Genomic DNA, 24,733 nt, shown 5'->3' on the forward strand with positions numbered 1-24,733 from the left:
CGACATTTTCCTTCGCCGCCAGTACGGCTAGTCTGGCGTCATGCTGATCGCCACGTTCAACATAAACAACGTCAATCGCCGGCTGGGCAATCTCGTCGACTGGCTGGCCGAGCGCAAACCCGACGTCGCCTGCCTGCAGGAACTCAAGGCCGAGCAGGGGAATTTTCCCGCCGCCGAGCTTTCCCAGGCAGGCTACCGCGCTGTCTGGCAGGGGCAGCGCACATGGAACGGGGTCGCGATCCTAGCGCGCGGCGTCGAACCGGTCCTCACCCGCACGGCCCTCCCCGGCGACCCCCTGGATACCCAGGCCCGCTACATCGAGGCGGCCGTGAACGGCGTGCTGATCGCCTGCCTCTACGCGCCGAACGGAAATCCGCAGCCCGGCCCGAAATTCGATTACAAGCTTGCCTGGCACGAGCGGCTGCGCCTTCACGCCACCGCGCTCAGAAAGACCGGCGCGCCGGTGGTGCTCGCCGGCGACTACAATGTCGCGCCGACCGAGCTCGACATCTATCCGACCAAGTCCTACGCCGACAACGCGCTGGTCCAGCCCGAGAGCCGGGCCGCGTTCAGGAAGCTCGTCGGGCGAAGCTGGACCGACGCGCTGCGCGCAAAATATCCCGACGAGCGGATCTACACGTTCTGGGACTACAAGCGTCAGCGCTGGCAGCGCGATGCGGGGCTCAGGCTCGACCATTTCCTGCTGTCGCCGCCCGCAGCCGAACGCCTAGCAGACGCCGGCGTCGACCGCGGCGTGCGCGGCTGCGAAGGCGCCAGCGACCACGCGCCGGTCTGGATCAGGCTGAGATAGGAAGATCTGGAGCGGGTGAAGGGAATCGAACCCTCGTATTCAGCTTGGAAGGCTGCTGCTCTACCATTGAGCTACACCCGCACCGCGCTGCTTGGCAGCCACCTGTTCTGGCACAGCCGCCCCGAAAAAGCGATTCGGTCAAAAGCAACTGCTTCAGAGGCGATGTGCCGGCTTCCGGTGCGGCAGTGGTGGAGGAGGTTGGATTTGAACCAACGTAGGCTGAGCCAACGGATTTACAGTCCGTCCCCTTTAACCACTCGGGCACTCCTCCGTACTGCGTACCGGAGCCTGCAACGAGGCATTCACCGACCTGGGGGCACGTGCCCCTCAATCGGCGAAGCGCCTTATGGCTGCATGGTTCTGGACTGTCAACCGCGACAACCCGGCGCGGACGGATAATTTCGGATCGCGCCCGCCATAGGCAACCGCCCGCGTTGACGATATAGGACGGCGATGAGCGACGACAAGAAAAGACCGGGCCAGGCGGGGACGCCGAAGGACAAGCATTACGCGAATCTCAGGCGCGCCTTTCGCGACCAGAAGGCTGGTGGAAAACCCGGCAGCGCACCGGCCTTCCGCCCACGTCCAACGATTGCGCCCGGCGAGGCCGCGCCCGACGGACTGGTGCGGCTCTACGGCCTGCACACGGTGCGCGCCGCGCTCGACAATCCCGGCCGCAAGATTTCCCGCATGCTGGTGACCCGCAACGCCGCCGAGCGGCTGGGGCTCGCCGATCTTGCCGCCCTGCCCTTCGCGACCGAACTGGTCGAGCCCAAGGACATCGACAAGATCACGGGTTCGGAGGCGGTGCATCAGGGCGTCGTCATCGAGGCGAAACAGCTGAACCCCAAACCGCTGGACGCGCTCGGCGACACCCGTCTCGTCGTCGTGCTCGACCAGGTCACGGACCCGCACAATGTCGGCGCGATCATGCGCTCGGCGGTTGCTTTCGGGGCCGGCGCGCTGATCACCACCTCGCGCCACAGCCCGACCGAATCCGGCGTGCTCGCAAAATCCGCCTCCGGAGCGCTGGAACATATCGACCACATCGAGGTGAAGAACCTCGCCGATGCGCTCGGCAAGCTCCACGAAACAGGCTTCCAGACAATCGGCCTCGATTCCGACGGCCCCGCCGAAATGGAAAAGACCCTTTCCGGCGAGAAGATCGCGCTGGTGCTCGGGGCGGAAGGCAAGGGACTGCGCCAGAAGACGCGCGAAACGGTCAACGCGCTCGCCAGGCTCGACATGCCTGGAGCGATACGTTCGCTCAACGTGTCGAATGCAGCGGCTGTGGCGATGTACGCGGCGCGTAAGTTTTTGGGGCAATAGCGCCCCTACTTCCCCACCTCGTGACCCGCCATAATCTCCAGCGCCTTCACCAGCCCCGAATGATCGTCCTTGGCGCCGCCATTGGCCGCGCATGAATTGAAGAGCTGCTGCGTGGTCGACGTGTTCGGCAGTGCGACGCCGAGCGATTTTGCGCCTTCGAGTGCGAGATTGAGATCCTTCTGGTGCAGCTCGATCCGGAAGCCCGGCGCAAAGGTCCGCTTGATCATGCGCTCGCCGTGCACTTCGAGGATGCGCGAGGCCGCCAGCCCTCCCATCAGAGCCTGCCTGACCTTGGCCGGATCGGCGCCAGCCTTGGACGCGAAGACTAGGGCTTCGGCGACCGCCTCGATGGTCAGCGCGACCACGATCTGGTTGGCGACCTTGGTTGTCTGGCCGACGCCGTTGGGGCCGACCAGCGTGATGTTCTTGCCCATCTTCTCGAAGACCGGCTTTGCCCGGTCGAACGCTTTCTCCTCGCCGCCGACCATGATGGTCAGCGACGCCGCCTTGGCGCCCACCTCGCCGCCAGAAACCGGCGCGTCGAGATAATCACAGCCGAGCGCATTGATCCTTTTCGCGAACTCCTTGGTCGCGATCGGCGAGATCGAACTCATGTCGATGACCAGCTTGCCCCTGGACAGGCCCTCCGCCACGCCGCGCTGGCCGAACAGAACCTCCTCCACCTGAGGCGTATCCGGCACCATCAGGATGACGATGTCGGCGGCCTTCGCCACGGCGTCGTGGCCGTCCACCGCCTTGAGGCCTTTCGCCCCCAGGTCGGCCGGCGGCGGCTTGCGGTGGCTGCTGGTGACGACATTATAGCCGGCATCGAGCAGGTGCCCCGCCATCGGCGCGCCCATGATGCCGAGCCCGATGAAGCCTATGGTTTCCATGTGATTTTCCTCATCCTGAATCGACAGCGCCGCCCCTCACCTGCCTGCGGGGAGAGGAGAAACTGCCCCAACGCTGGCGTCCGCTCTCCCCGATTGTGGAGAGAGGTTAAGGCTCGGAGGCAAACTTCATGCGGCCGCGCTGCCTGCCTTGTTCATCTGTTTGAACCACCCGAGCCCGGCCTCGGTGCCGTCTCTGGGTTTGTATTCCGCTCCGACCCAGCCCTCGTAGCCGATGCGGTCGAGGTGTTCGTAGAGGAAGGGATAGTTGATCTCGCCCGTCCCCGGCTCGTGACGGCCGGGATTGTCCGCAAGCTGGATATGCGCGATGCGGCCGAGGTTTTGCTCGATGGTACGGGCGAGATCCCCCTCCATGACCTGCATGTGATAGATGTCGTACTGGAACCAGAGGTTCTTCGAACCGACGCGGTCGATGATCGCCAGCGCCTGCCTGGAAGTGGTCAAGAAAAACCCGGGAATGTCGCGTGTGTTGATCGCCTCGATCAGCAACCTGATGCCGGCTTCTTCCAGCTTCCTCGCCGCGTAGCTCAGATTGTGGACGAAAAGGTCCTCCAGCTCCGCCTGCGAGACGCCCTCCGGCGCGATGCCGGCGAGGCAGTTCACTTGGCCGCAGCCGAGCGCCCTCGCGTAGGTGATCGCCGTGTCGACGCTCTTCCTGAACTCGTCGACGCGGTCGGCCAGCACGGCAATGCCGCGCTCGCCCTTCGCCCAGTCGCCCGGCGGCAGGTTGAAGAGCACCTGGGCGAGCCCGTTCTTCTTCAGCCGCGCCGCGACCACTTCCGGCGCGTGATCGTACGGGCCGACATATTCGACGCCCTTGAAGCCGGCGCGGGCAGCCGCGTCGAAACGGTCGAGGAAATCATGCTCGGTGAAGAGCATCGACAGGTTGGCGGAAAATCTCGGCATCTTGCGTTTCCTCAATCCAGCAGGACGACCGCCGTCGGCGCGTCTTCGTTCTTTTCGGCAAGTTCCTCGAACTCGGTGACCTTGTCGATCTCGGTGCCCATCGAAATGTTGGTGACACGCTCGAGGATGAATTCCAGAACGACCGGAACCCGGTGTTCCTTCATCAGCCGCTTCGCCTCCTTGAAGGCGCCGGCGAATTCTTCTGGCCGGCGCACGCGGACTGCCTTGCAGCCCATCGCCTCCGCCACCGCGACATGATCGACGCCGTAGCCGGCCTCGGGATCGTCCGACCGGTTCTGGTTCTCGAAGGCGAGGCTCACCTCGTAGTCCATCGAAAAGCCGCGCTGCGCCTGGCGGATCAAGCCTAGATAGGCGTTGTTCACGACGACATGGATGTAGGGCAGCCTGTGCTGTGCCCCGACCGCCAGTTCCTCGATCAGGAACTGGAAATCATAGTCGCCCGACAGAGCGACGATGTCGGCGTCCGGCCTCGCCGCCCTCACCCCGAGTGCTGCCGGCAGCGTCCAGCCAAGAGGCCCGGCCTGGCCGCAATTGATCCAGTTGCGGGGGCGATAGACGTGCAGGAACTGCGCACCGGCGATCTGGCTGAGGCCGATCGTGGTGACGTAGGTGGTGTCGCGCCCGAACGCCTTGTTCATCTCCTCGTAGACGCGCTGCGGTTTCAGCGGCACCTGGTCGAAATGCGTCTTGCGCTTCATCGTCTTCTTGCGCTGCTGGCACTCTTTTGCCCAGCCCGACCAGTCGGCGAGCTTGCCCGCCGTCTTCCATTCGGTGGCGACGTCGAGCAGCATCTTCAGCGCAGCACCGGCGTCGGAGGCGATGCCGAGGTCCGGCGCGAAGACGCGGCCTATCTGGGTGGGCTCGATGTCGACATGGACGATCTTCTTGCCCTTGGTGTAGGTCTCCACCGAGCCGGTATGGCGGTTCGCCCAGCGGTTGCCGATGCCGAGCACGAAATCCGCCTCCAGCATCGTCGCATTGCCGTAGCGGTGCGAGGTCTGCAGCCCGCACATGCCGGCCATCAGCCGGTGGTCATCCGGGATGGTGCCCCAGCCCATCAGAGTCGGGATGACGGGCACGCCGGTGATTTCGGCGAACTCGATCAGCAGGTCGGAAGCATCGGCATTGATGATGCCGCCGCCGGCGACGATCACAGGCTTCTCGGCCGCATTCAGCATCACCAGCGCCTTCTCCGCCTGGCCACGCGTCATCGCCGGCTTGTAAACGGCGAGCGGTTCATAGGCGTCGATGTCGAACTCGATCTCGGCGAGTTGCACGTCGACCGGCAGGTCGATCAGCACCGGCCCCGGCCGGCCCGAGCGCATAAGGAAAAAGGCCTTCTGCAGCGCCATCGGCACCAAATAGGGTTCCATCACGGTGACCGCCCACTTGGTCACGGGCGCGGCGATCGCCGCGATGTCGACAGCCTGGAAATCTTCCTTGTTGAGCCGCGCGCGCGGTGCCTGCCCGGTGATGCAGAGGATCGGGATCGAATCCGCGGACGCCGAATAGAGCCCGGTGATCATGTCGGTGCCGGCCGGCCCCGACGTGCCGATGCAGAGCCCGATATTGCCTGCCACAGCGCGGGTGAACCCCTCGGCCATGTGGGAGGCCGCCTCGACGTGCCGCGCGAGCACATGCCGGATAGAGCCTCGCGCCTTCAGCGCCGAATAGAACGGATTGATTGCCGCGCCCGGCACGCCGAAGGCGCAGGATATGCCTTCTTTTTCGAGAACGAGAACCGCCGCGTCGACAGCGCGCATCCGGGCCATGACCGTGCTCCTGTTGATTGGATAGCCGGAGCATCGCAGGCCCGAGCTTGTTTTTCAATTTTTCCAGAATATTTTTTCATTTATCAGAGAAAATCCGTAGAAGGCTGTTTTCCAATTGTTTTCGGTTTTTCGATTTCCAGGTCGATTCATGCGGCCGAAAAATTTTTTCATTTTGGCAAGGAAAATCGCTAGAGGTCTACGCATGGAAACGGTCGAAAAGCGCCAGCGCGGACGCCCGCGCTCTTTCAACGCCCCCGCCTACGCCACGTCGGTGCAGGCCCTCGACCGGGGCTTGAAGATCCTCGCGATCGTTGCCGACGGCGATGCGCTTTCGCTCAGCGAGGTCGCGGCGCGGAGCGACATCGCCGCCTCCACCGCCTACCGCATGCTGACCACGCTGGCCTCGCACGGCATGGTCGAGTTCGACAGCCAGGCGCAGCTCTGGTCGGTCGGCGTCGAAACCTACCGCATGGGCTCGGCCTTCCTGCGGCGCAGGAAACTTGTCGACCGAGCCCGCACCGTCATGCAGGAGTTGATGGAGGCAACAGGCGAAACAGCGAATCTCGGCGTCGCCGAAGATGACTGCGTGGTGTTCGTCAGCCAGGTCGAGACACACCAGGCGATCCGTGCCTTCTTCCGGCCTGGCACGCGCAGCCCGTTCCACGCATCGGGCATCGGCAAGGCGATCCTGTCGCATCTGACGCCGGAGCGTATTGCGGCGATCGTGCGCAAGGAAGGGCTGGAGGCCTATACGGACAAGACGCTCGCCGATCCGGCTTCGCTGGCCAGCGACCTCGCGGAAAGCCAGGCGCGCGGCTTCGCCATCGACGACGAGGAACGCAACGAGGGCATGCGCTGCGTGGCCGCGGCGATCTTCAACGAGTTCGGCGAACCGGTCGCCGGTATTTCCGTCTCCGGCCCGACCGTACGCGTGACGCCTCAGCGCGCCACGATGCTTGGCCCGCTGGTTGCCCGGGCGGCGGCGGAAGTCACCAAGGCGATCGGCGGCAAGACGCCCTGACACGCAAGGAGGGACGCCTGGCGTCCCTCCCCCGGAAAGCGCTGAAGCCGATCGATCACCTCCCTTCACAGCCTGCAGCGACGCGGATAGCCGTCGAACGCGATGTAGGTGTCAGTGCGATGGTCATAGGTTCTGTAGCGGGCGTAGCAGCGGTCGACGTGGCTACCCCAAGAGCTGCGGTAATAGCCGTCGTAATATGGCCCGCGGCCGGCATTGGCGATGCCGAGGCCGAGCACAAGGCCACCGACGCCGGCGATCGCGGCCACTTCGCCCTTCGAAAGCTTCTTGGCCTCCGACTGCCCGACGGTGCCCGCCATGGCGCTGGCGATCACGCTCAGCGAAAGCAGGCTGGAAACGAGTTTGGTCCTGAACGACATGATGGTCTCCTGTTCCCGAGGCGTCCGTCCGCCTCATGACCATCAGTCGCGCCGTCGCCGGAAAAGGTTCGAAGCCGTTCGATTTTTCTTCTTGAGCGGCGCGCACGGCCGCAGATCGGCCGTCGCTCAAAATGCGCCGATGCCGGTGACGTGCCTCAGATAGAAGGCAAGCGCGATGAAGCCGGCGACGATCGCCCAGCCCTTCCAGTCCACCCTGGAGGCCCTGATGTCGCGGATCAGCTTCATGAGCACGATCCAGGCGAGGATCACGATCAGCGCAATCACGACGAATCTGAGCATCGCAGACATCTCCCCACGGCCCATCGAGCGGCCGCACCCCGGATGTAGGAAGCCTTCGCTCCTATTTCAGGCCCGGTCCATCCCCGGTTTGTCTTGCGCACCGAGTTTGCATGCCGACGCGCCGTTCCCCATTTTACAGGCGCGCCAGATATGCTAACGGGCGGCCCGTGCCCTTGTAGCTCAGCGGTAGAGCAGCGGTTTTGTAAACCGAAGGTCGGCGGTTCAATCCCGTCCGGGGGCACCATTCCTTTCCGCCTGGCGCATTCCGTTGCCCCAAAATCTCCACTATGCTTGAGCCACGAAACATTGGCAGTTGCTGGGCTTAACTGATGACCGGAATGCGCAGGATCGGCGTTATCGTCGTTGCGGGCAGCATGATGCTCCCGCTCGCCGGCTGCTCGCGCACGTCGGACGGCACGATCGTCATGGACAAGCCGGTGACGCTGCCCACCCTCACCCTGCCCTCTGCGGAGCCGCTCGTCCCGTCCTGGATGAAGCGTAAGCCCGAGCCGGAGCCGGTTTCCGTAGCCCAGAATTTCCCGCCGCCGCCTGAGAAGAAGAAGGCGCCGACGCCACGGAAGACGCAGCCTCCGGTGGTCGCCACGGGTTCGGGCAATCTCGCCTGCAAGAACGTCAGCGAAGGCGGACGCGTGCGCATGATCTGCGAGTAGGCCTCGCGCCTCATGGTCAAGGGGGCGAATGCCTCGCCCTTGCCACTCCCCGCCGTTTGCACTAGCGAAAACCAAACTCATTCGAGACACAGGCCGCCATGTCCATCATCGATACCCGCACGCCAGACGCAAAGCGCCTCGTTCCCGGAGCGACAGGCGATTGGGAGATCGTCATCGGCATGGAGGTCCACGCGCAGGTGACCTCGGAGGCGAAGCTGTTCTCGGGCGCTTCCACCTCCTTCGGCGCCGAGCCCAACTCGAATGTCAGCCTGGTCGACGCGGCCATGCCGGGCATGCTGCCGGTCATCAACGAGGAGTGCGTGCGCCAGGCGATCCGCACCGGTCTCGGCCTCAAGGCGAAGATCAACCACAAGTCCGTCTTCGACCGGAAGAACTACTTCTACCCGGACCTGCCGCAGGGCTACCAGATCTCGCAGTACAAGCAGCCGATCGTCGGCGAAGGCATGGTCACCATCTCGGTCGGCCCCGACAGGCAAGGCCAGTTCGAGGACGTCGAGGTCGGCATCGAGCGCCTGCATCTCGAGCAGGACGCCGGCAAGTCGATCCACGACCAGCATCCGACCCTCTCCTATGTCGACCTCAACCGCTCGGGCGTCGCGCTGATGGAGATCGTGTCGAAGCCCGACATGCGCTCGTCGGACGAGGCGAAGGCCTATCTGACCAAGCTCCGGACGATCGTGCGCTATCTCGGCACCTGCGACGGCAACATGGACGAAGGCTCGATGCGCGCCGACGTCAACGTGTCCGTGCGCCGGCCTGGCGAAGGCTTCGGCACGCGCTGCGAGATCAAGAACGTCAACTCCATCCGCTTCGTCGGCCAGGCGATCGAATACGAGGCGCGCCGCCAGATCGCCATCCTCGAGGACGGCGGCAAGATCGACCAGGAGACGCGGCTGTTCGATCCGAACAAGGGCGAGACGCGCTCGATGCGCTCCAAGGAAGAGGCGCACGACTACCGCTACTTCCCCGATCCGGACCTGCTGCCGCTCGAATTCGACCAGGCCTATGTCGACGCCCTGGCGAAGGACCTGACCGAACTGCCCGACGACAAGAAGGACAGGCTGGTGAATAGCCTCGGCCTCTCGGCCTACGATGCGTCGATTCTCGTCTCGGAAAAGGCGATCGCCGACTATTACGAGAAGGTGGCCAGCGGCCGCGACGGCAAGACGGCCGCCAACTGGGTGATCAACGACCTGCTCGGCGCGCTCAACAAGGCCGGCAAGGGCATCGAGGAAGCTCCCGTTTCGCCCGAGCAGATCGGCGCGGTGATCGACCTCATCAAGGAAGGCACCATTTCCGGCAAGATCGCCAAGGACCTGTTCGAGATCGTCTGGAACGAAGGCGGCGACCCGCGCCAGCTCGTCGAGAGCCGCGGCATGAAGCAGGTCACCGACACCGGCGCGATCGAGAAGGCGGTGGACGAGATCATCGCTGCCAACCCCGACAAGGTCGAGCAGGCGAAAGCCAAGCCCACGCTCGCCGGCTGGTTCGTCGGCCAGGTCATGAAGGCGACCGGTGGCAAGGCCAACCCGCAGGCCGTCAACGACCTCGTCAAGGCGAAGCTCGGCATAGAGTAGTGTTTGTCCGGACCGCCAGCGAACGCGATCTGCAGGCCGTACGCGACCTGCTCGTCGAAACCTGGCACGCCACCTACGACGCGATCTACGGGCCGGAGCGTGTCGCAGCCATCACCGACGACTGGCACTCGCTCCCGTCGCTGAGGCGCCTGCTCGACCAGCCGGGCAGCGAATTCCTCGTCGCCGACGACGGCAGGCAACTCGGCGGCACGGCCTATGCCCTGGCGGATTCGGCCGGCACCACCGTCATGCTGCACCAGCTCTACGTGCTGCCGGCATTTCAGGGCCGCGGCATCGGCGGCATGCTGCTTGACGAGATCATCGAGAGTTTTCCCGATGCGACGCTGTTCAAGCTCGAGGTCGAGGAGGCGAACGCCAGGGCTATCGGCTTCTATCTGTCGCAGGACTTCGTGCAATCCGGCCGCACCGCCAACTGCGGCGCCGAACAGTCCGGCATCCCTGCCCTTCTGTTCGAACGCAGGAGAGGAAGGGGTTAAGCCGCAATTCGCCTGAGGCAGGGTGATCTGCTTCGTCGTGTTGCGCCCGGACGTGCCGACCGGCACGCAGCCGACCGCAGCAGGCGGTCAGCCGCGCCTGTCGGTCAGCTTTTGGCCGGAATTGCGGCGCGGCTTTGCCCTTGCCATTCATCCACGCCGACGCCATAAGCGGTACCCGAGCGACGCCTTCCGGCGACGAGGAATCGATGAAGAAGTTTTGGACGCAGTTTTTCACCTGGTGGAACAGCCAGACGCTCGGCACCCGCTTCCACACCTGGCGCTTCGGCAAGCGCGTGGGCGAGGACGAGGCCGGCAACGTCTATTATGAAGGCGGAACCAATTCGGACGGTCGCACCCGGCGCTGGGTGATCTACAACGGCTACGCCGAAGGCTCGGCCGTGCCGCCGGGCTGGCATGGCTGGCTTCATCACCGGGTCGATACGCCGCCCTCCGCGGAAAACTACAAGCCGCGCGAGTGGCAGAAACCGCATCTGCCGAATCTCACGGGCAGCCCGGCTGCCTATCGTCCGCCGGGTTCGATCCTGGGCGACGCGCGCCGGCCGCAGGTGACCGGCGACTACGACGCCTGGACGCCAGGAAACTGATGTTGCGTGGCGGTGCGGCGGGTCATTTATCGCCACAATTGCCGGTTAGTTGCGTTGCAGGTTTCATGATAGGCAAACGGTCCACGCGTTTTGGACCGGGCGTCACTTCCGGTGCTTCCCAGATGCTTCCTGCCACCCCAGCCACGCTTGCCAGAACGGCACGGATCGCCCTCGCCGCGCTTGCCGCCAGCGTCTCCATCGGCTTGTCGCCGGCGAATGCGGAGCGCATCAGCAATCCCGTCGCCGAGTTCACCGGCGTCGACAAGATCACCGGCCGCATCATCACCTTCGACGTCTATATCGACGAGACGGTGCAGTTTGGAGCACTGCAGGTGACGCCGCGCGTCTGTTACTCGCGGCCGGTCACGGAAGAGCCGAAGACCGATTCCTTCGTCGAGGTCGACGAGATCACGCTCGACCGCAAGATCCGCCGCATCTTCACCGGCTGGATGTTCGCCGAGAGCCCCGGCCTCAATGCCGTGGAGCACGCCGTCTACGACGTCTGGCTGAAGAGCTGCAAGCAATCGTCCGACGTCCCTGCCCCCGAGACGAACTGATAAGCATGCACGACATTTCCCACCGGCTTCAGCGCGCGTTGGCCATGCTCGTGGTCGGCGCCGGCGCGAGCCTTGCCTCCATTGCCGGAGCGGCGGCGGCCGACAAGGTCTGCACGGTGCTTGCCGACGCCGCGACCGGAGCGGTCCTCAAGCAGGAAGGCGAATGCGACCGGCGGGTGCCGCCCGCCTCGACCTTCAAGGTCACCATTGCCCTGATGGGATACGATGCCGGTTTCCTGAAAGACGAGCACGATCCGAAGCTGCCCTTCAAGGAAGGCTATCCCGACTGGATCGAATCCTGGCGCACCGACACCGATCCCGCCGCGTGGATGGAGAATTCCGTCGTCTGGTACTCGCAGCAGGTGACGCAGGCGCTCGGCAAGGAAAAATTCGCGGGATATGTCGAGGCGTTCGACTACGGCAATGCCGACGTGTCGGGCGACAAGGGCAAGGACAACGGATTGACCCGCTCCTGGCTCAGCTCATCGCTGCGGATATCTCCGCTGGAGCAGCTCGACTTCCTGACGAAGGTGGTCGGCAGGAAGTTGCCCGTCAGCACTCATGCCCATGAGATGACCGAGGCGATCATGACGGAGCACGACCTGCCGAACGGCTGGACCGTGCGCGGCAAGACGGGAGCCGGCTTCTCGGTGAACGCCGACGGCACGCCGAACCGCGAGCACCCGTTCGGCTGGTTCGTGGGTTGGGCGAGCAAGGGCGACCGCACGATCGTCTTCGCGCGCCTCAGCGAATTCTCGGCGCGGCAGAAAATGCGCCCGGGCCTCGGCACGCGCGACAGCGTGCTCGAACAACTGCCGGCGATGCTCGACGCCCTCTGATCCGGCACCGAATTCCAGGAACCATCCCCGCGCCGGCGTCGTTTGCCGATATCCCCGACAACAGGAGGATTTCGCAAATGACGGGTACCGAGACGGACCTGCTGGCCATAGAGAAGAAATTCTGGACCGGCGACGAGGCGTATTATCGCGAGCACGTCGACACGGCCTGCCTTGTCGCCTTCGCGGAGATGTCCGGCCTGCTGAGCAACCGGGATCTCGCGGCGACCGTCAAGGACGGCAATCGCTGGAAGAAGCTGGAGCTCGACAGCAAGGGCGTGGTCCGACCGACCGACGACATCGCCATCCTGACCTACGAGGCGACGGCCGAACGCGCCACCGGAGAGCCCCACCACGCCATGGTCAGCACCGGCTATGTCAGGCGCAGCGACGGCTGGAAGATGATGTTCCATTCCCAGACGCCGCTTGGCGCCGAAGGGAAGAAGCGGGCCGGCTGACCGTTCGACTGCCTGGCATCAGGGCCCGAAATCCGCCTCGCCCTTGACCGCTTCCTGCAGCAGCTTCTCGTAGCGCCCGCGCGGCACGTCCATGGCGCCGAAGCGCTTCAGGTGCTCGGTGGTGAACTGGGTGTCGAGGAGCATGAAGCCGCGTTCGCGCATCCGCTCGACCAGATGCACAAGGCAGACCTTCGAGGCGTCGGTCTCGCGCGAGAACATGCTTTCGCCGAAGAAGGCGCGGCCGAGCTTGACGCCGTAGAGCCCGCCGACAAGCCGGCCCTCTCGCCATGCCTCGACCGAATGGCAATGCCCCTGCTCGAAGAGCCTTATATACGCCTCCCTTATGGGCGCGTTGATCCAGGTCGACTGGCGCTCCTCGCGCTCCTCGGCGCAGGCATCGATGACGCCGGCGAAATCGGTGTCGACGCGGATGTCGAAACGGCCCTGCCGAATGACCTTCTTCAGGCTCTTCGGCACATGGAAGGCATCGAGCGGGATGACGCCGCGCATTTCCGGCCGCACCCAGAACACTTCCGGGTCGTCGGCGCTTTCGGCCATCGGAAACACGCCCGAGGCATATGCCTTCAGCAGCAGCTCGGTGGGAATGCTGTAGCCGGGCGCGTAGGGGCGAGTCATCCGCGCTCCCCCCTGCCGGCGCTACTCCGCCGTCTCGGCCAGATATTTTTCAAGCCAGTGAATGTCGTATTCGCCATTGGCGACATCCGGGTTGCCGACGAGGTCGCGGAACAGCGGCAAGGTGGTCTTGATGCCGTCGACGACAAACTCGTCAAGCGCACGCCTCAGCCGCATCATGCATTCGACCCGGTTCCGGCCGTGCACGATCAGCTTGCCGATCAGGCTGTCATAATAGGGCGGAATACGGTAGCCGGAATAGACCCCGCTATCGACGCGTATGCCGAGGCCGCCCGGCGTATGGAAATGGGTGATCGTGCCTGGCGACGGCGCGAAGGTGCGCGGGTCCTCGGCATTGATGCGGCATTCGATGGCATGGCCATGGAAGCGCACCTCGTCCTGCCGCACGGACAGGCCGCCGCCCGAGGCGACGCGGATCTGCTCGTGCACGAGGTCGATGCCGGTGATCGCTTCGGTGACCGGATGCTCGACCTGAAGGCGGGTGTTCATCTCGATGAAATAGAACTCGCCATTCTCGTAGAGGAACTCGATCGTTCCCGCCCCCGAATAGCCGAGATCGGCGACGGCGCTGGCGCAGATGTTGCCGATACGGGAGCGCTCCTCGGCGTTGAGGGCCGGCGAATTCGCCTCCTCCCAGACCTTCTGGTGGCGGCGCTGCAGCGAGCAGTCGCGTTCGCCGAGATGGATGCCGCGGCCCATGCCGTCGCCGAACACCTGGATTTCGATATGGCGCGGCTTCTCGAGATATTTTTCGATATAGACGGCGTCGTCGCCGAAAGCCGCGCCAGCTTCGGACTTGGCCGTGGCAAGCGCGATGTCGAGTTCGGTCTCGTCGCGCGCGACCTTCATGCCGCGTCCGCCGCCGCCGGCCGACGCCTTGATGATCACGGGATAGCCGATCTCGGCGGCGACGCGCCGCGCTTCCTTCTCGTCGGAGATCGCGCCGTCCGAACCCGGGACGACGGGAATGCCGAGGCGCTTGGCGGTGCGCTTGGCCTCGATCTTGTCGCCCATGGTCCGGATATGGTCGCCGGACGGACCGATGAAGGTGATGTTGTGAGCGGCGAGGATGTCGGCGAACTTGGCGTTCTCGGACAGGAAGCCGTAGCCCGGATGCACGGCGTCCGCGCCGGTGATCTCGCAGGCCGCGACGATCTGGTGGATGTTCAGGTAGCTGTCGCGCGACGGCGGCGGGCCTATGCAGACGCTTTCGTCGGCGAGGCGCACATGCATGGCGTCGGCGTCGGCGGTCGAATGGACGACGACCGTCTGGATGCCGAGCTCCTTGCACGCGCGCAGCACGCGAAGGGCGATTTCACCGCGGTTGGCTATGAGGATTTTCTGGAACATGCGCCTCTTCTTCCGGCGCTATTCGATGACGACGAGAGGCATGCCGTATTCGACCGGCTGGGCATCCTCGACAAGGATGGCCGTCACCGTGCCGGAACGCGGCGACGGAATCTGGTTCATTGTCTTCATCGCCTCGATGATCAGCAGGGTCTGACCCTCCTTGACCGCCTGGCCGACCTCGACGAAGGGCTTGGCGTCTGGCGACGGGGCGAGATAGGCGGTGCCGACCATCGGCGAAGGAACCGCGTTTTTCGACGCTTCGGCCGGCGCGCCCCCGGCGGGAGACGCCACCGGCGCGGCGGCGGGAAGCGGCAGCGGGGCGGCATAGGCCGGCGCCGGCGCGGCGACTGCGTGGACGGCCGGAGCCTGCCGCGACACGCGCACCTTGAAGTCGTCGAGCTCGACCTCGATCTCGGTCAGGTTCGTGTCGTTCAGGATGCCCGCGAGATCGCGGATCAGCTGCTGGTCAATGCCGGTCTTTTTTGTCGTCATTTCAAGGCCTTTTCATTGTCCGGTCGTCAAATCCGCGCCGCCAGCGCCTGGAGCGCGAGCTCGTAGCCGATCGGTCCGAACCCGCAGATCATCCCCAATGCATGGGGAGCGACTTTGGAAACATGGCGGAAGGGTTCGCGGGCATGGATGTTCGACAGATGAACCTCCACGACCGGTGTTGGCGTCACTGCGCGGATGGCGTCGTGGATCGCGATGGAAGTGTGTGTGTAGGCGCCGGCATTGAGCACGACGCCCTGCGCCTTCTCGCCGGCCTCCTGGATCCAGTCGACCAGGACGCCCTCGTGATTGGACTGACGGAAGTCCACCTCGACGCCGAGCGAGGCAGCCGCCCGACGGCAGTCGGCTGCGATGTCGTCGAGGGTCTTGTCGCCATAGATCCCAGGCTCGCGCTTGCCGAGCAGATTGAGATTGGGGCCGTTCAGAACGAAGATCGTCTTCAAGCAATGGACCTTTTCTCGCGCCGGCCGTCCCGGCGCGCCGCAACCTCTATAGTGGGCTTAGTCCGCCGCGAAAAGAGCGCAAGAGCCTAGTTTTGCTGTCCACAGCAGGCTGTATGCGAGCGGCGCCGGGGAACTGCTAGTTGGAAGCCTCCGGCGCGGCGGCACGGGTTTCGGCGATCTTCTGGGCCAGCACTTCCTGCCCGAGCGCGCCGAACACGACCTCATTGCCGATCACGTAGGACGGCGTCCCGGTGATCGCCAGGCGGTTCGCCAGCTCGTAGGTCTTTTCGAAGGCATCGTTGATCGCCGGGTTCTTCATCTCCTCGCGAAGCTTCGCCTCGTCAGCGCCGAGCGCCAGCGCGACCTTGATGGCGGCAGCTTCGGTGGCGCGGCCCTGGCCGCCGAGCAACTGATTGTGGAAGTCGCCGTATTTTTCCGGCATCAAGGTGCGGAAGGCCATCGAAACGACGTGCGCCTTGGTCGAATCCGGCCCGAGGATCGGGAATTCCTTGAGCACGAAGCGCAGGTCCGGATCGGCTGCGGTCAGCGCCAGCATGTCTTCCTGGGCGCGTTTGCAGAAGCCGCAATTGTAGTCGTAGAACTCGACGATCGTGGTCTTGCCGTCGGGGTTGCCGACATAGCCGTCATAGGCTGCGTTGAAGATGTCGTCCTTGGCGGATTCGATCACCTCGAGGTTGGCGACGCGCTGCTCCTCGCGCTGCTTCATCTCCAGGGCCTGCTGCATATCGAGCAGGATTTCTGGATTCTGCAGCAGGTATTCGCGGACGATGGTCTCGACCTCGGCGCGGTTCGCGCCGCCCTCGGCGGACGCCACGGCTACCGCCTGCGGCGCGTCGTTGGCCATCGCGACCTCCGGACGGCCGGCGACATAGCCCGCCGCAAGCATTCCGACGGCAACGGCGATACCCGTCGCGCCCAACCATATCGCCTTGCTCATCGTCGCTCGTCCTCTATTCGGTGACAGACACGGCTCTGTCGGAGCCGGTGCCCAAAAGGTTCATTTCTTCTTTTTGGGCGTCTTGTAGTTAATGATGTCCTGCGCCCTGACCCAGCCGGGGGCGCCGCGCTTGAACTTCTGCTGGGCGCGCATGGCAAAGATCTTGGCCTGCTGGTAGTTGCCGCCGTAATAATAACCTTCGGCGGTCGCGAGCTCGGCTTCCGGAACCTCGCCCAATTGACCATAAGCCTGCGCCAAATAGGCATATCCGTTGAAGTTTTCCTTGTCGCGCGACAGGCCTTCCTGGATGACGTTGACGGCCTTCTTGAGGGACTCTGTCTTGCCGGTGGCGATCAGGGCCTGGCCGTAGGAAATCTGCAGGATACCGGACTTGGCGGGATCGAGCTGAACGGCGCGGGCATACGCCTCGGCGGCCTTCTCGGGCTCGTTGGCGCGCAGGAGGACGTCGCCGCGCAACTCCTGGAAATACGGGTTCTTCGGCTGGATCTTGATCAGCGCGTCGGCCTTCTTCAGCGCGTTGCGCGGATTGCCGAAGAGAAGCGCGGCCTGCGCCTCGCCATACTGGGCGGCCAGGCTACCCGGCATCTTCTTGAACAGGCGCGAGGCGGCGGCCTGCCCTTGCGTGTACACCGCGATCTTGGCGCGCATCATGTCGTGACGCTGCTGCAGCGCCTCGGAATCCTTGTTCCCGAAATGCGGGCTCGACTTCACCAGCGTCTCGAGGTTGGCGATACGATCGCGCGGCGTCGGGTGGCTGAGCTGGTAGGGATCGACCTTGGTGCCTGAAAGCGACAGCGCGCTCTGGAAGCGTTCGAAGGTAACGAGCATGCCGTTGCCCGACTGGCCGGTCGCCTCGAGATATCTGATCGCCGACTGGTCGGCGGCCGACTCCTCGGAACGCTGGTAGCCGAGCAGGCCGCGCCGCGCCGCCTCGGTTCCGCCCGCCATCAGGCCCGCGCCGGCCGAAGCAAGGCCGCCCGTGTCGGTGGCAGCGCCCGCCACCATCGCGCCGACGCCGAGCAGCGAGGAAATGACGGCCATGGTTTGCGCGCGGGCGATCTGCTCGCGCAGGCGGTCCTGATGGCCGCCGGCGATATGGCCCGCCTCGTGCGCGATCACGCCGATGATCTCGTTCGGTGTCCCGGCCTGCAGCAGCGCGCCCGTATTGATGAACATGCGGCGGCCGGCGACGAAGGCGTTGAAGCGCTGGTCGTTGACCAGGATGATATCTATGCCCGACTTCGACAGCCCGGCGGCCTTGAAGATCGGCCGCGCATAGTCGCGCACCAGCGCCTCGATCTCCGCATCGCGCACGACCGGCACGCTCTGGGCATGGGCCGCGACGACGCTGGCCGACGCGACGAGCAAGGCGAGCAGCAGCGCTGCGGCGGCGCGGACAAGACCTGTCGTCGAGCGAAGCAAGAGAGTCATGACGGAAAGCACAGGTAAACGAGCAAAGGGGCGATGGAAAGGCTGGGCCGGAATCATCATGAACTTGTGATCCCCATACCAATCGGGCATTTGTGCGGCGCGGTCGGCGACGGAGCAAGGATAAACGATGACGGTAGCGATCTCGAAACGCGGGGATGTCGAGCCGTTTCACGCCATGGACATCCTCGCCGAGGCGAACCGGCTGAAGGCCCTCGGGCAGCCAATCGTGTCGATGGCGGTCGGCCAGCCGTCCGACCCCGCTCCGCAGCGGGTTCGCGATGCCGCGGCCAGGGCGCTGGCCGACGGACGGATCGGCTATACGGATGCGCTGGGCCTCGCCACGCTGCGCCAGACGATTTCCGCTCATTATGCCGAGCACTACGGCGTCGAGGTTCCAGCGAGCCGCATCGCGGTGACCACCGGTTCCTCGGCGGCGTTCAACCTCGCCTTCCTCGCCATGTTCGATACCGGCGACCGCGTTGCCATAGCCGCGCCGGGCTACCCCGCATACCGCAACATCATGGCGGCGCTCGGACTCGAGGTGGTCGAGATCGAGCTGGCGGGCGCCGCCTACCTGCATGCCGAGCATTTGCGCCAGGCACATGCCGAGCGCCCGTTGAAGGGCGTGCTCTTCGCCAGCCCGGCCAATCCGACCGGGGCGGTGATACCCGCAGGCGACCTGCAGGAACTGGTGGAGACAGCGCATGAACTCGGCATCGCCGTCATTTCGGACGAAATCTATCACCGCCTCGCCTATTCGGCGCCGGACGTGACGGCGCTGAGCTTCGGACCTGATGTCACGGTCATCAATTCCTTCTCGAAATATTATTGCATGACGGGATGGCGGATCGGCTGGATGGTGCTGCCCGAGACGCTGGTGCGGCCGGTCGAGCGGATCGCGCAGAGCCTCTACATTTCAGCGCCGGAAATCTCCCAAATAGCGGCCATCGAGGCGTTCGCCGCGAGTGACGAACTCGAAGTTGTCAAGGCCAGATATGCCTGGAACCGCGAGCTCCTGCAGCGCCGCCTGCCCGAACTCGGCTTCACGCTCGCCGCGCCGATGGACGGGGCGTTCTACGCGTTCTGCGATGTCTCGAAGCTGACCAACGACAGCATGGCCTTCGCGCGCAGGATGCTGTCGGAGGCGCAAGTGGCGGCGACGCCCGGGCGCGACTTCGATCCGCTGGCCGGCCACCGCTACATGCGGTTCTCCTATGCCGGCAGCCATGACGACATGGCGCTTGCCATGGATCGCATCGAACGGTGGCTGCGGTAGCGGCGGCTCTCGCCGCCTAGTGCTTGCGCGCCTGCACCAGATAGGCGTCGATCTCGGCCTCGCCGAGCCATTTCATGGCTTCCAGGCGATGCAGGCCTTCGACCAGGATATGGCGCTTGCCGTCGTGACGGACCTGGATCGGCGTCTTCAGGCCGTTCTCGACGATGTCCTCGGCGAGCACCCTCACGGTCTCGGGATGCAGCGTCTTCCTGCGCGCCGCCGGCACGTAGATGCCCTCGACCGGAACCCTGATCACCCTGAGCATGCTGCTCCTCCCCGAACGACGCCCGCCGGCATCAAGGGATAGAGGGTTTGGCCGGCAAGGCCAAGCGCTGGCGGCGCATGGATTGCCGGCATGCTGCTGGACGCCAATGTGCTGATTTTGCCGAAACCCAGGTCTGCCCGACCTGGTTGCAGCGAAAAGCGCAGGCCGTTTACAAATCCGCAGGCCGGCTGCGCTCAACCCTTGGCCTTGGCCAGAGCCCGTCGCTTGGCTTCGTCGATCAGCCCGTTCGCTACCTGCATGCGCGTCAGCGCCAGTTGCCTCATCTGCGGCGCAACCCGATCGGGGTGGTTCTTCAGCGCAAAGGCGCGCCGCAGCCTGCCGAAATCGGCCGGCGCCGCGTCCGCGAGGCCGAGTTCCAGTGCGATCGCGTCGGGTTCGATGGAAGGCGTTTTTTCCGGTCCGGCCCCCGACTGAGCGGTTTCCTCGACGCCGACCTCATCGAGCAGCGCTTCGAGCTCGGCCTCTATGGCCTCGCCCGCCTCGCGGTATTCCGATGCGGCGTTCTCGTCGGAAACCTTGATGCGGCCCGAGTGCAGTTCATCGGCAACGGCCAGGTAGTCGAACGGGATCGTCGGCCGCGGACCGGGGTCCACAGGTTTGTCGGCCGCCACGAACAGGTCGTCGAGCAGCGAAGCGAAATCTCGGTTCGGGCCCGTGGCAGCCTCCCTCTACGCAGGAACATCGGGTCTGGAGCGATAGCCCTAGCCCAGCCTGCGTTAAAAATCGGTCGGCGAGAACGTAAACAGTTTAGCTTTACCCGCCGCTTTTACACGCGCGCATGGCTCCCGCCCCGCGACGGTTCACCAAGCGTCACCCGCACGCCGCAATCGATGTTATGCTCGCCCAAACAGGGAGATTCGACGATGCGGCCCTTTCATCTCGCGCTGCCGGCGGCGGCCTTTCTGTCCTGTCTTTCCGGCATACAAGCCCGCGCGCAGGACATGCCCTACCTCGACGACCGGTCGAGCGCGGCGACGATCGTCAAGTCGCTCTACAATGCGGTGAACCGCAAGGAATATGCCCGTGCCTGGGAGTATTTCGGTGAAGAGAAGCCTGCCAAGGACGTCGAGGCCTTCGCGAAGGGGTACGAGAACACGGCGAAGGTGGAGGTGACCACCGGCAATATCGCCTCGGAGGGCGCGGCCGGCAGCATCTTCTACCATGTGCCGGTTGCGATCCGGTCGGTCAGCACGGACAACAGCGAGAAGGTCTTCGCCGGCTGCTACACCGCGCGGCTCGCCAATCCGGCGATCCAGGAACCGCCGTTCCGTCCGCTGCATATCGAAAAAGGCAGCCTGAAGCCGTCCGATCTCTCCTACGACGAGGCGCTGCCGGAAAGCTGCCCCGACGCGCCGGCGCCGGAAGCGACCGACACGGTCCTGCCACAGGCCAAGGCCGCGTTCGAGGCGTCGCATTCGGCCTGCGACCCACATTCTCCGGGCGCCAACCAGCCCGAGGTTGCGGAATACCAGATCCGGTTCCGCAATGCGTCGGACACCGACGACCAGCCGGAAAGGGAGATGCGGCTCTTCCGCTTCTACTGCGGCGCCGGAGCCTACAACGAGACGCACATCTACTACCAGTATGACGAGGCCGACGGTCTGCGCGAACTGCAGTTCGCGACGCCCGAACTCGACATTCGTTACGAGAACGACGATTTCGAGGGCAAGGTCGAAAGCGTCTCGATCATCGGCTACACGACCGAGGATACGCTGGTGAACTCATCCTATGACGAGGCGGAGCATTCGATCACCTCGCACAACAAATGGCGGGGCATCGGCGACGCCGGGACGACAGGGACGTGGATTTTCCGCAATGGCAGCTTCACGCTCGTGAAATACGACGTCGACGCCTCCTATGACGGCGAGGTCAACCCCGAGGCGGTGCTCGATTTCCACACCGCGCCCTGACGCTGCAAACCAGTCAGGGCGAAACCGATAGCATCCAGTTGAGCGCCTCGCGCCAGTCCGTCATGCGGATCGGCGTGCCGTGGGTGCCGGTCTCGAAGCGCACGAACCGGACCGGATAGCCGGGGGCGCGCGCCGCAATCGAGCGGTAGAACGCCTCCTGCTTCTCGACCGGAAACACCGTGTCGTGGCTGCCCTGGCTGAAAAACACCGGCACCTTGCCCTTGAAGGCGGCGCTGGACAGAAAACCCTCGTCCCAGAGGGAGCCGAGGAGCAGCAGGCCTGAAAGCCGCGTGACGACCGAGCGGTCGGATGCAAGCTCCCAGCAGAGCATTCCGCCCATGGAGCCGCAGGCGACGAATATCTTCGCGCCCGGCGATTGTTCGGCATAATGCGAGATCAGCGCGGCGATCTCAGCGGCGCCCTGTTCGCCGAAATCGGAAAAGTCCGGTGACAGATAGAGCCCGTCATTGCCGGCCATCAGATTCTTGATGCGGTTGAAATTGCCGCCGAAGGTGAAGTCGTCGACGCCCTGCTTTCGGCTGCCGCCGCGCCCGTGCAGATAGATGGTGATGACCGCCGCACCTTTGGTCCTGCCGACCGCGAAATGCCTTATCGTGCCCGCGTCGGTCTTCAGGGCGAGATCCTGCTGGACCTTGCGAACACCGGTCGCAACATATTTGCCGCGCACCCTCCGTTCCGGCACTTGGTCGCGCTTGTCGATGTCGCGCGCCTCGCTGTAGTCGACCACAAGATATGCGCCGCCCGCCTCCGACGAGAGAATGCCGGGATAGGCGAACAATTCGTCCTTGAAGGGTTTGAGCGGCTGCGCGTAAGCCTGCGCGCCGAGCGCAGGCACGAGAAGCAAGGCGAGGGCCAGCGAGAAGCGCAAGGACATGCGTCAGTCTTGAAGCACGCCGCCGGCGCTTTCAAGGGCGTCGCGCGTGTCGACGTCGATCGCCGCGGCTTCGCCGATCTCGACATCGACGACCGGCATGAGCCCGGCCTCGACCAGATGGCGCGCGCCCGTGTCGCCTTCGAGCTGGGCCACGGCCCCGAAAAGAGCGCGCGGCAGAACGACGGGATTGCCGCGCTTGCCGTCATGCGTGGCGCGCACGATCGTCTGTCCTGCCGCCTTCCTGAACGCCGCCAGGAGCCGATCGAGATCGGCCGCGGAGACGCCGGGCATGTCGCCGAGCATGATCAGCGCCCCGGCAGCGTCTTCCGGGACCACGGCGATGCCGGCCTTGAGGGAGCCGGCGAGCCCGGAAACGAAGTCCGGATTGTGCGCCACGCCGACGTCCAGCCCCTGAAGGGCCTCGCGGATGCGTGCTGCCTGATGGCCGGTGACGACGGTGACGCCAGAGACCTTCGCCGCCAGCGCGCGCTCGGCGGTCTGGCGGATCAGCGGCTGCCCGGAAAAATGCGCCATCAGCTTGTTCGGCCCGCCCATGCGGCTCGAGCAGCCCGCGGCAAGCACCACGGCGTGCACTTTGGTCTCGGCGGCGGGCGCCGGGGTTTCGCGCGGCTGGGGCCGCGTGGGGATTTCCATCAGCAGGCCGCCGACGCCCATGCGGGCGATATCGCCCGACGCGACGTCGATCCCAGTCGTCAGGCGGTCGAGCACCCAGTCGAAGCCGTTCTCCTTGGGGCTGCGCGCACAACCGGGCGCGCCGACGACCGGCTTTCCGCCGAGTTTTCCGAGAACCAGAAGGTTGCCAGGGTCGACCGGCATGCCGGCGCGCATCACCTCGCCCCCGGCCCGCCGGATCGCCGCCGGTATGACATCGTCGAAATCGCAAAGCGCCGAGGCGCCGAAGACGAAGATCATGTCGCTGGCGGGCGCCAGCGCATCGATCGCCTCGGACAGTGGGCCGATCTCATGCGGGGTGCGCAATTCGTCGCCGATGGTGCTGCCCGACCGCGCCAGACGGCTCGCCATCACGCGGCTGGTCTTGGCAAGGACGCTGTCCTTCAGGCTCGGCAGCACCGTCTGGACGACGCCGACGGTCATTGGCCGATAGGAATGTACCGCGAATATCTCGGACCCCGCCAGGATGGAGGCAGCCCTGTCGGCGAGCGCGCGCTCGACGGCAAAGGGGATGATCTTCACCGTCGCCACCATGTCGCCCTGCACGACCGGCTTGAATTCGGCGACGGTCGCCAGCGTGATGGCGGGATCGACCGCGTTCAGTCGGTCGACCAGCGATCTGTCGACGGTAAAGACACCGGCCTCCAGCGCGTGCAGGTTGACGCGGCCCGTGGCGGCAGGTTTCGCTTCGATGCCGCGGAAACGCATGGCGCCGGCAATCCTCGCAGCCGCCGCATCCTCATCGAGATCGTCGTCCGACAGAACGGCGGCCACGATCTCGTCGACGCCCGCAGATTTCAGGAACGCTATGTCGTCGGCGGTCAGGCGGTGCGCCTTGCGGAAGCGTCGGTCGCCGGCCGTCGTCGCATGGGCGAGCATCGCGCCTTCGGCTTCCTCCACCCGCACTGGCCCGAATTTCATGCCGCTTCGCCTTTCGACCGGCGTTCGCCGGACATGCCGCGCGAGCGAAACGCACGCACCACCTGCGCCAGTACCGCAACGGCGATCTCGGCGGGGCTAGCAGCGCCTATGTCGAGGCCGATCGGTGCGGCGATGCGCTCGATCTCCTCCGGCTTCGCGCCGAGAGCGAGCAGACGCTCGACGCGCTTGGCATGCGTCTTCCGGCTGCCCAGCGCGCCGATGTAGAAGCAGCCTGCGTCGAGCGCGGCCTTCAGGGCGAAATCGTCGATCTTGGGGTCATGTGTCACCGCTGCGAGCGCGGAGTAGGCGTCGAGCGGCCGCGCGCCGAGAACGGTTTCCGGCCACTCGGGATAAAGGTCCACGTTCGGGAAGCGCTCGGGGCTGGCGAAGGCGGTGCGGGGATCGATGATCTCCAACGGATATCCCGCAATGCGGGCCATCGGCGCCAGGGCCTGGCTGATGTGGACGGCGCCGATCACCACCAGCCGCGGCCGCGGCAGGTGCGCGTTGAGGAAGAACCTCCTGCCGTCGGCCTCGACCGCACCGGATTTGCCCGAGCGGAACGTGTTCGCCAATGCAGCGCCCAGTTCGCCGCCCACCGCCTCGCCTTCCCGCACCAGCGTGGTGCCACCATTTTCGAGATCGGTGACAAGAACCGCTGCGCGGCGGGCGCGGCGCTCCTCGTTCAGGGCCTTGAGTGCGGAGATGTCCATGG

The 24,733-nt window shown here is 65.0% G+C and carries 28 protein-coding genes and 3 tRNA genes; 13 read left to right on the forward strand and 18 right to left on the reverse strand.

Translation table 11 applies throughout. The features are described 5' to 3' along the window. The first annotated feature begins 40 nt into the window (after positions 1-40). A complete protein-coding gene (gene xth / locus D8676_RS14800) occupies positions 41-811 on the forward strand; it encodes an exodeoxyribonuclease III (RefSeq protein ID WP_121581854.1) in 771 nt (256 codons plus the stop codon). A 7-nt stretch (positions 812-818) separates the two neighbouring features. On the opposite strand, the gene D8676_RS14805 is transcribed toward xth, so the two are convergent. Continuing rightward, positions 819-892 (reverse strand) — tRNA-Gly (locus tag D8676_RS14805). A 105-nt stretch (positions 893-997) separates the two neighbouring features. Continuing rightward, positions 998-1,082, reverse strand: a tRNA-Tyr gene (locus D8676_RS14810). A 182-nt stretch (positions 1,083-1,264) separates the two neighbouring features. Between D8676_RS14810 and D8676_RS14815 the strand changes: the two genes are divergently transcribed. Further along, a complete protein-coding gene (locus tag D8676_RS14815; protein ID WP_121581855.1) occupies positions 1,265-2,140 on the forward strand; it encodes an RNA methyltransferase in 876 nt (291 codons plus the stop codon). A 5-nt stretch (positions 2,141-2,145) separates the two neighbouring features. On the opposite strand, the gene D8676_RS14820 is transcribed toward D8676_RS14815, so the two are convergent. The 3 genes from D8676_RS14820 to gcl form a co-directional block, all read right to left on the reverse strand. Continuing rightward, positions 2,146-3,033 (reverse strand): 2-hydroxy-3-oxopropionate reductase, encoded by an 888-nt coding sequence (locus D8676_RS14820; protein ID WP_121581856.1) that lies wholly within the window; start codon positions 3,031-3,033, stop codon positions 2,146-2,148. A 126-nt stretch (positions 3,034-3,159) separates the two neighbouring features. Further along, positions 3,160-3,957: a hydroxypyruvate isomerase gene (gene hyi / locus D8676_RS14825; protein ID WP_121581857.1), complete on the reverse strand. Its 798-nt coding sequence runs from the start codon at positions 3,955-3,957 to the stop codon at positions 3,160-3,162. A gap of 11 nt (positions 3,958-3,968) precedes the next feature. Then, positions 3,969-5,750 carry a glyoxylate carboligase gene (gene gcl / locus D8676_RS14830; RefSeq protein WP_121581858.1) on the reverse strand — a complete coding sequence of 594 codons (1,782 nt, stop codon included), beginning with the start codon at positions 5,748-5,750 and terminating at the stop codon, positions 3,969-3,971. Between the two features lie 202 nt (positions 5,751-5,952). Here gcl and bhcR point away from each other — a divergent pair, with 202 nt between their 5' ends. Beyond that, positions 5,953-6,771: an HTH-type transcriptional regulator BhcR gene (bhcR, locus tag D8676_RS14835; protein WP_121581859.1), complete on the forward strand. Its 819-nt coding sequence runs from the start codon at positions 5,953-5,955 to the stop codon at positions 6,769-6,771. 65 nt (positions 6,772-6,836) lie between these two features. Here the strand turns inward: bhcR and D8676_RS14840 are convergent, their stop codons facing one another. Together D8676_RS14840 and D8676_RS27340 are read right to left on the reverse strand one after the other, a co-directional pair. Beyond that, a complete protein-coding gene (locus D8676_RS14840) occupies positions 6,837-7,148 on the reverse strand; it encodes a BA14K family protein (RefSeq protein WP_121581860.1) in 312 nt (103 codons plus the stop codon). Between the two features lie 126 nt (positions 7,149-7,274). After that, positions 7,275-7,448 carry a hypothetical protein gene (locus tag D8676_RS27340; protein WP_183097105.1) on the reverse strand — a complete coding sequence of 58 codons (174 nt, stop codon included), beginning with the start codon at positions 7,446-7,448 and terminating at the stop codon, positions 7,275-7,277. Between the two features lie 169 nt (positions 7,449-7,617). Between D8676_RS27340 and D8676_RS14845 the strand changes: the two genes are divergently transcribed. The 8 genes from D8676_RS14845 (at position 7,618) to D8676_RS14880 (ending at position 12,670) form a co-directional block, all read left to right on the forward strand. Beyond that, positions 7,618-7,692, forward strand: a tRNA-Thr gene (locus D8676_RS14845). Between the two features lie 85 nt (positions 7,693-7,777). Beyond that, a complete protein-coding gene (locus D8676_RS14850; protein WP_121581861.1) occupies positions 7,778-8,119 on the forward strand; it encodes a hypothetical protein in 342 nt (113 codons plus the stop codon). A 98-nt stretch (positions 8,120-8,217) separates the two neighbouring features. Beyond that, positions 8,218-9,717 (forward strand): Asp-tRNA(Asn)/Glu-tRNA(Gln) amidotransferase subunit GatB, encoded by a 1,500-nt coding sequence (gene gatB / locus D8676_RS14855; RefSeq protein WP_121581862.1) that lies wholly within the window; start codon positions 8,218-8,220, stop codon positions 9,715-9,717. Then, complete coding sequence (locus D8676_RS14860; protein ID WP_121581863.1) at positions 9,717-10,214, forward strand: GNAT family N-acetyltransferase; 498 nt, start codon at positions 9,717-9,719, stop codon at positions 10,212-10,214. The genes gatB and D8676_RS14860 overlap by 1 nt, the downstream gene beginning before the upstream one ends. Before the next feature lie 206 nt (positions 10,215-10,420). Beyond that, positions 10,421-10,819, forward strand: a complete 399-nt coding sequence (locus D8676_RS14865) for an NADH:ubiquinone oxidoreductase subunit NDUFA12 (RefSeq protein ID WP_121581864.1) — start codon at positions 10,421-10,423, stop codon at positions 10,817-10,819. A 122-nt stretch (positions 10,820-10,941) separates the two neighbouring features. Beyond that, positions 10,942-11,376 (forward strand): DUF2155 domain-containing protein, encoded by a 435-nt coding sequence (locus D8676_RS14870; RefSeq protein ID WP_121581865.1) that lies wholly within the window; start codon positions 10,942-10,944, stop codon positions 11,374-11,376. 5 nt (positions 11,377-11,381) lie between these two features. Then, positions 11,382-12,215 (forward strand): class D beta-lactamase, encoded by an 834-nt coding sequence (blaOXA, locus tag D8676_RS14875; protein ID WP_210210727.1) that lies wholly within the window; start codon positions 11,382-11,384, stop codon positions 12,213-12,215. Positions 12,216-12,292: 77 nt separating this feature from the next. Then, on the forward strand, positions 12,293-12,670 hold the full coding sequence (locus D8676_RS14880) for a hypothetical protein (protein WP_245426821.1): 378 nt from the start codon (positions 12,293-12,295) through the stop codon (positions 12,668-12,670). Positions 12,671-12,688: 18 nt separating this feature from the next. Here D8676_RS14880 and aat read toward each other — a convergent pair whose 3' ends face one another. The 6 genes from aat to D8676_RS14910 form a co-directional block, all read right to left on the reverse strand. Beyond that, positions 12,689-13,306 (reverse strand): leucyl/phenylalanyl-tRNA--protein transferase, encoded by a 618-nt coding sequence (gene aat / locus D8676_RS14885; RefSeq protein ID WP_121581866.1) that lies wholly within the window; start codon positions 13,304-13,306, stop codon positions 12,689-12,691. 21 nt (positions 13,307-13,327) lie between these two features. After that, positions 13,328-14,674 carry an acetyl-CoA carboxylase biotin carboxylase subunit gene (accC, locus tag D8676_RS14890; RefSeq protein ID WP_121581867.1) on the reverse strand — a complete coding sequence of 449 codons (1,347 nt, stop codon included), beginning with the start codon at positions 14,672-14,674 and terminating at the stop codon, positions 13,328-13,330. 18 nt (positions 14,675-14,692) lie between these two features. Then, positions 14,693-15,166, reverse strand: coding sequence for an acetyl-CoA carboxylase biotin carboxyl carrier protein (gene accB, locus D8676_RS14895; RefSeq protein WP_121581868.1), 474 nt, complete (start codon positions 15,164-15,166; stop codon positions 14,693-14,695). A 26-nt stretch (positions 15,167-15,192) separates the two neighbouring features. Continuing rightward, on the reverse strand, positions 15,193-15,627 hold the full coding sequence (aroQ, locus tag D8676_RS14900) for a type II 3-dehydroquinate dehydratase (RefSeq protein WP_121581869.1): 435 nt from the start codon (positions 15,625-15,627) through the stop codon (positions 15,193-15,195). A 136-nt stretch (positions 15,628-15,763) separates the two neighbouring features. Continuing rightward, complete coding sequence (locus D8676_RS14905; RefSeq protein WP_121581870.1) at positions 15,764-16,585, reverse strand: DsbA family protein; 822 nt, start codon at positions 16,583-16,585, stop codon at positions 15,764-15,766. Positions 16,586-16,645: 60 nt separating this feature from the next. Further along, positions 16,646-18,037 carry a M48 family metalloprotease gene (locus tag D8676_RS14910; RefSeq protein WP_121582074.1) on the reverse strand — a complete coding sequence of 464 codons (1,392 nt, stop codon included), beginning with the start codon at positions 18,035-18,037 and terminating at the stop codon, positions 16,646-16,648. Between the two features lie 127 nt (positions 18,038-18,164). Here D8676_RS14910 and D8676_RS14915 point away from each other — a divergent pair, with 127 nt between their 5' ends. Continuing rightward, positions 18,165-19,313: an aminotransferase class I/II-fold pyridoxal phosphate-dependent enzyme gene (locus D8676_RS14915; RefSeq protein WP_121581871.1), complete on the forward strand. Its 1,149-nt coding sequence runs from the start codon at positions 18,165-18,167 to the stop codon at positions 19,311-19,313. 16 nt (positions 19,314-19,329) lie between these two features. Here D8676_RS14915 and D8676_RS14920 read toward each other — a convergent pair whose 3' ends face one another. Together D8676_RS14920 and D8676_RS14925 are read right to left on the reverse strand one after the other, a co-directional pair. Beyond that, positions 19,330-19,578, reverse strand: a complete 249-nt coding sequence (locus tag D8676_RS14920; protein ID WP_121581872.1) for a ParB N-terminal domain-containing protein — start codon at positions 19,576-19,578, stop codon at positions 19,330-19,332. Between the two features lie 194 nt (positions 19,579-19,772). Then, positions 19,773-20,210, reverse strand: coding sequence for a hypothetical protein (locus tag D8676_RS14925; RefSeq protein ID WP_245426823.1), 438 nt, complete (start codon positions 20,208-20,210; stop codon positions 19,773-19,775). Positions 20,211-20,462: 252 nt separating this feature from the next. Here D8676_RS14925 and D8676_RS14930 point away from each other — a divergent pair, with 252 nt between their 5' ends. Then, complete coding sequence (locus D8676_RS14930; protein ID WP_121581874.1) at positions 20,463-21,509, forward strand: DUF1176 domain-containing protein; 1,047 nt, start codon at positions 20,463-20,465, stop codon at positions 21,507-21,509. Between the two features lie 13 nt (positions 21,510-21,522). Here D8676_RS14930 and D8676_RS14935 read toward each other — a convergent pair whose 3' ends face one another. From D8676_RS14935 to D8676_RS14945, 3 genes are read right to left on the reverse strand one after another with little or no spacing between them, the layout of a single operon-like run. Further along, a complete protein-coding gene (locus tag D8676_RS14935) occupies positions 21,523-22,404 on the reverse strand; it encodes an alpha/beta hydrolase (RefSeq protein ID WP_121581875.1) in 882 nt (293 codons plus the stop codon). 3 nt (positions 22,405-22,407) lie between these two features. Continuing rightward, entirely contained in the window at positions 22,408-24,018 is a 1,611-nt protein-coding gene (locus D8676_RS14940) for a molybdopterin-binding/glycosyltransferase family 2 protein (protein ID WP_121581876.1), read from the reverse strand. After that, entirely contained in the window at positions 24,015-24,731 is a 717-nt protein-coding gene (locus tag D8676_RS14945; RefSeq protein WP_121581877.1) for an XdhC family protein, read from the reverse strand. Before D8676_RS14945 ends, D8676_RS14940 begins: the two co-directional genes overlap by 4 nt. Between the last annotated feature and the right edge of the window lie 2 nt (positions 24,732-24,733).

The sequence above is a fragment of the Mesorhizobium sp. YM1C-6-2 genome, from assembly GCF_003666685.1.
In the GTDB taxonomy this organism is placed as follows: Bacteria; Pseudomonadota; Alphaproteobacteria; order Rhizobiales; family Rhizobiaceae; genus Mesorhizobium_K.

Bases quoted from the DNA above. Each gene is read 5' to 3' on its own strand.
- xth (WP_121581854.1), top strand. From the start codon at position 41: ATGCTGATCGCCACGTTCAACATAAACAACGTCAATCGCCGGCTGGGC.
- D8676_RS14815 (WP_121581855.1), top strand. From the start codon at position 1,265: ATGAGCGACGACAAGAAAAGACCGGGCCAGGCGGGGACGCCGAAGGAC.
- D8676_RS14820 (WP_121581856.1), bottom strand. From the start codon at position 3,033: ATGGAAACCATAGGCTTCATCGGGCTCGGCATCATGGGCGCGCCGATG.
- hyi (WP_121581857.1), bottom strand. From the start codon at position 3,957: ATGCCGAGATTTTCCGCCAACCTGTCGATGCTCTTCACCGAGCATGAT.
- gcl (WP_121581858.1), bottom strand. From the start codon at position 5,750: ATGGCCCGGATGCGCGCTGTCGACGCGGCGGTTCTCGTTCTCGAAAAA.
- bhcR (WP_121581859.1), top strand. From the start codon at position 5,953: ATGGAAACGGTCGAAAAGCGCCAGCGCGGACGCCCGCGCTCTTTCAAC.
- D8676_RS14840 (WP_121581860.1), bottom strand. From the start codon at position 7,148: ATGTCGTTCAGGACCAAACTCGTTTCCAGCCTGCTTTCGCTGAGCGTG.
- D8676_RS27340 (WP_183097105.1), bottom strand. From the start codon at position 7,448: ATGCTCAGATTCGTCGTGATTGCGCTGATCGTGATCCTCGCCTGGATC.
- D8676_RS14850 (WP_121581861.1), top strand. From the start codon at position 7,778: ATGACCGGAATGCGCAGGATCGGCGTTATCGTCGTTGCGGGCAGCATG.
- gatB (WP_121581862.1), top strand. From the start codon at position 8,218: ATGTCCATCATCGATACCCGCACGCCAGACGCAAAGCGCCTCGTTCCC.
- D8676_RS14865 (WP_121581864.1), top strand. From the start codon at position 10,421: ATGAAGAAGTTTTGGACGCAGTTTTTCACCTGGTGGAACAGCCAGACG.
- D8676_RS14870 (WP_121581865.1), top strand. From the start codon at position 10,942: ATGCTTCCTGCCACCCCAGCCACGCTTGCCAGAACGGCACGGATCGCC.
- blaOXA (WP_210210727.1), top strand. From the start codon at position 11,382: ATGCACGACATTTCCCACCGGCTTCAGCGCGCGTTGGCCATGCTCGTG.
- D8676_RS14880 (WP_245426821.1), top strand. From the start codon at position 12,293: ATGACGGGTACCGAGACGGACCTGCTGGCCATAGAGAAGAAATTCTGG.
- aat (WP_121581866.1), bottom strand. From the start codon at position 13,306: ATGACTCGCCCCTACGCGCCCGGCTACAGCATTCCCACCGAGCTGCTG.
- accC (WP_121581867.1), bottom strand. From the start codon at position 14,674: ATGTTCCAGAAAATCCTCATAGCCAACCGCGGTGAAATCGCCCTTCGC.
- accB (WP_121581868.1), bottom strand. From the start codon at position 15,166: ATGACGACAAAAAAGACCGGCATTGACCAGCAGCTGATCCGCGATCTC.
- D8676_RS14905 (WP_121581870.1), bottom strand. From the start codon at position 16,585: ATGAGCAAGGCGATATGGTTGGGCGCGACGGGTATCGCCGTTGCCGTC.
- D8676_RS14910 (WP_121582074.1), bottom strand. From the start codon at position 18,037: ATGACTCTCTTGCTTCGCTCGACGACAGGTCTTGTCCGCGCCGCCGCA.
- D8676_RS14915 (WP_121581871.1), top strand. From the start codon at position 18,165: ATGACGGTAGCGATCTCGAAACGCGGGGATGTCGAGCCGTTTCACGCC.
- D8676_RS14920 (WP_121581872.1), bottom strand. From the start codon at position 19,578: ATGCTCAGGGTGATCAGGGTTCCGGTCGAGGGCATCTACGTGCCGGCG.
- D8676_RS14930 (WP_121581874.1), top strand. From the start codon at position 20,463: ATGCGGCCCTTTCATCTCGCGCTGCCGGCGGCGGCCTTTCTGTCCTGT.
- D8676_RS14935 (WP_121581875.1), bottom strand. From the start codon at position 22,404: ATGTCCTTGCGCTTCTCGCTGGCCCTCGCCTTGCTTCTCGTGCCTGCG.
- D8676_RS14940 (WP_121581876.1), bottom strand. From the start codon at position 24,018: ATGAAATTCGGGCCAGTGCGGGTGGAGGAAGCCGAAGGCGCGATGCTC.
- D8676_RS14945 (WP_121581877.1), bottom strand. From the start codon at position 24,731: ATGGACATCTCCGCACTCAAGGCCCTGAACGAGGAGCGCCGCGCCCGC.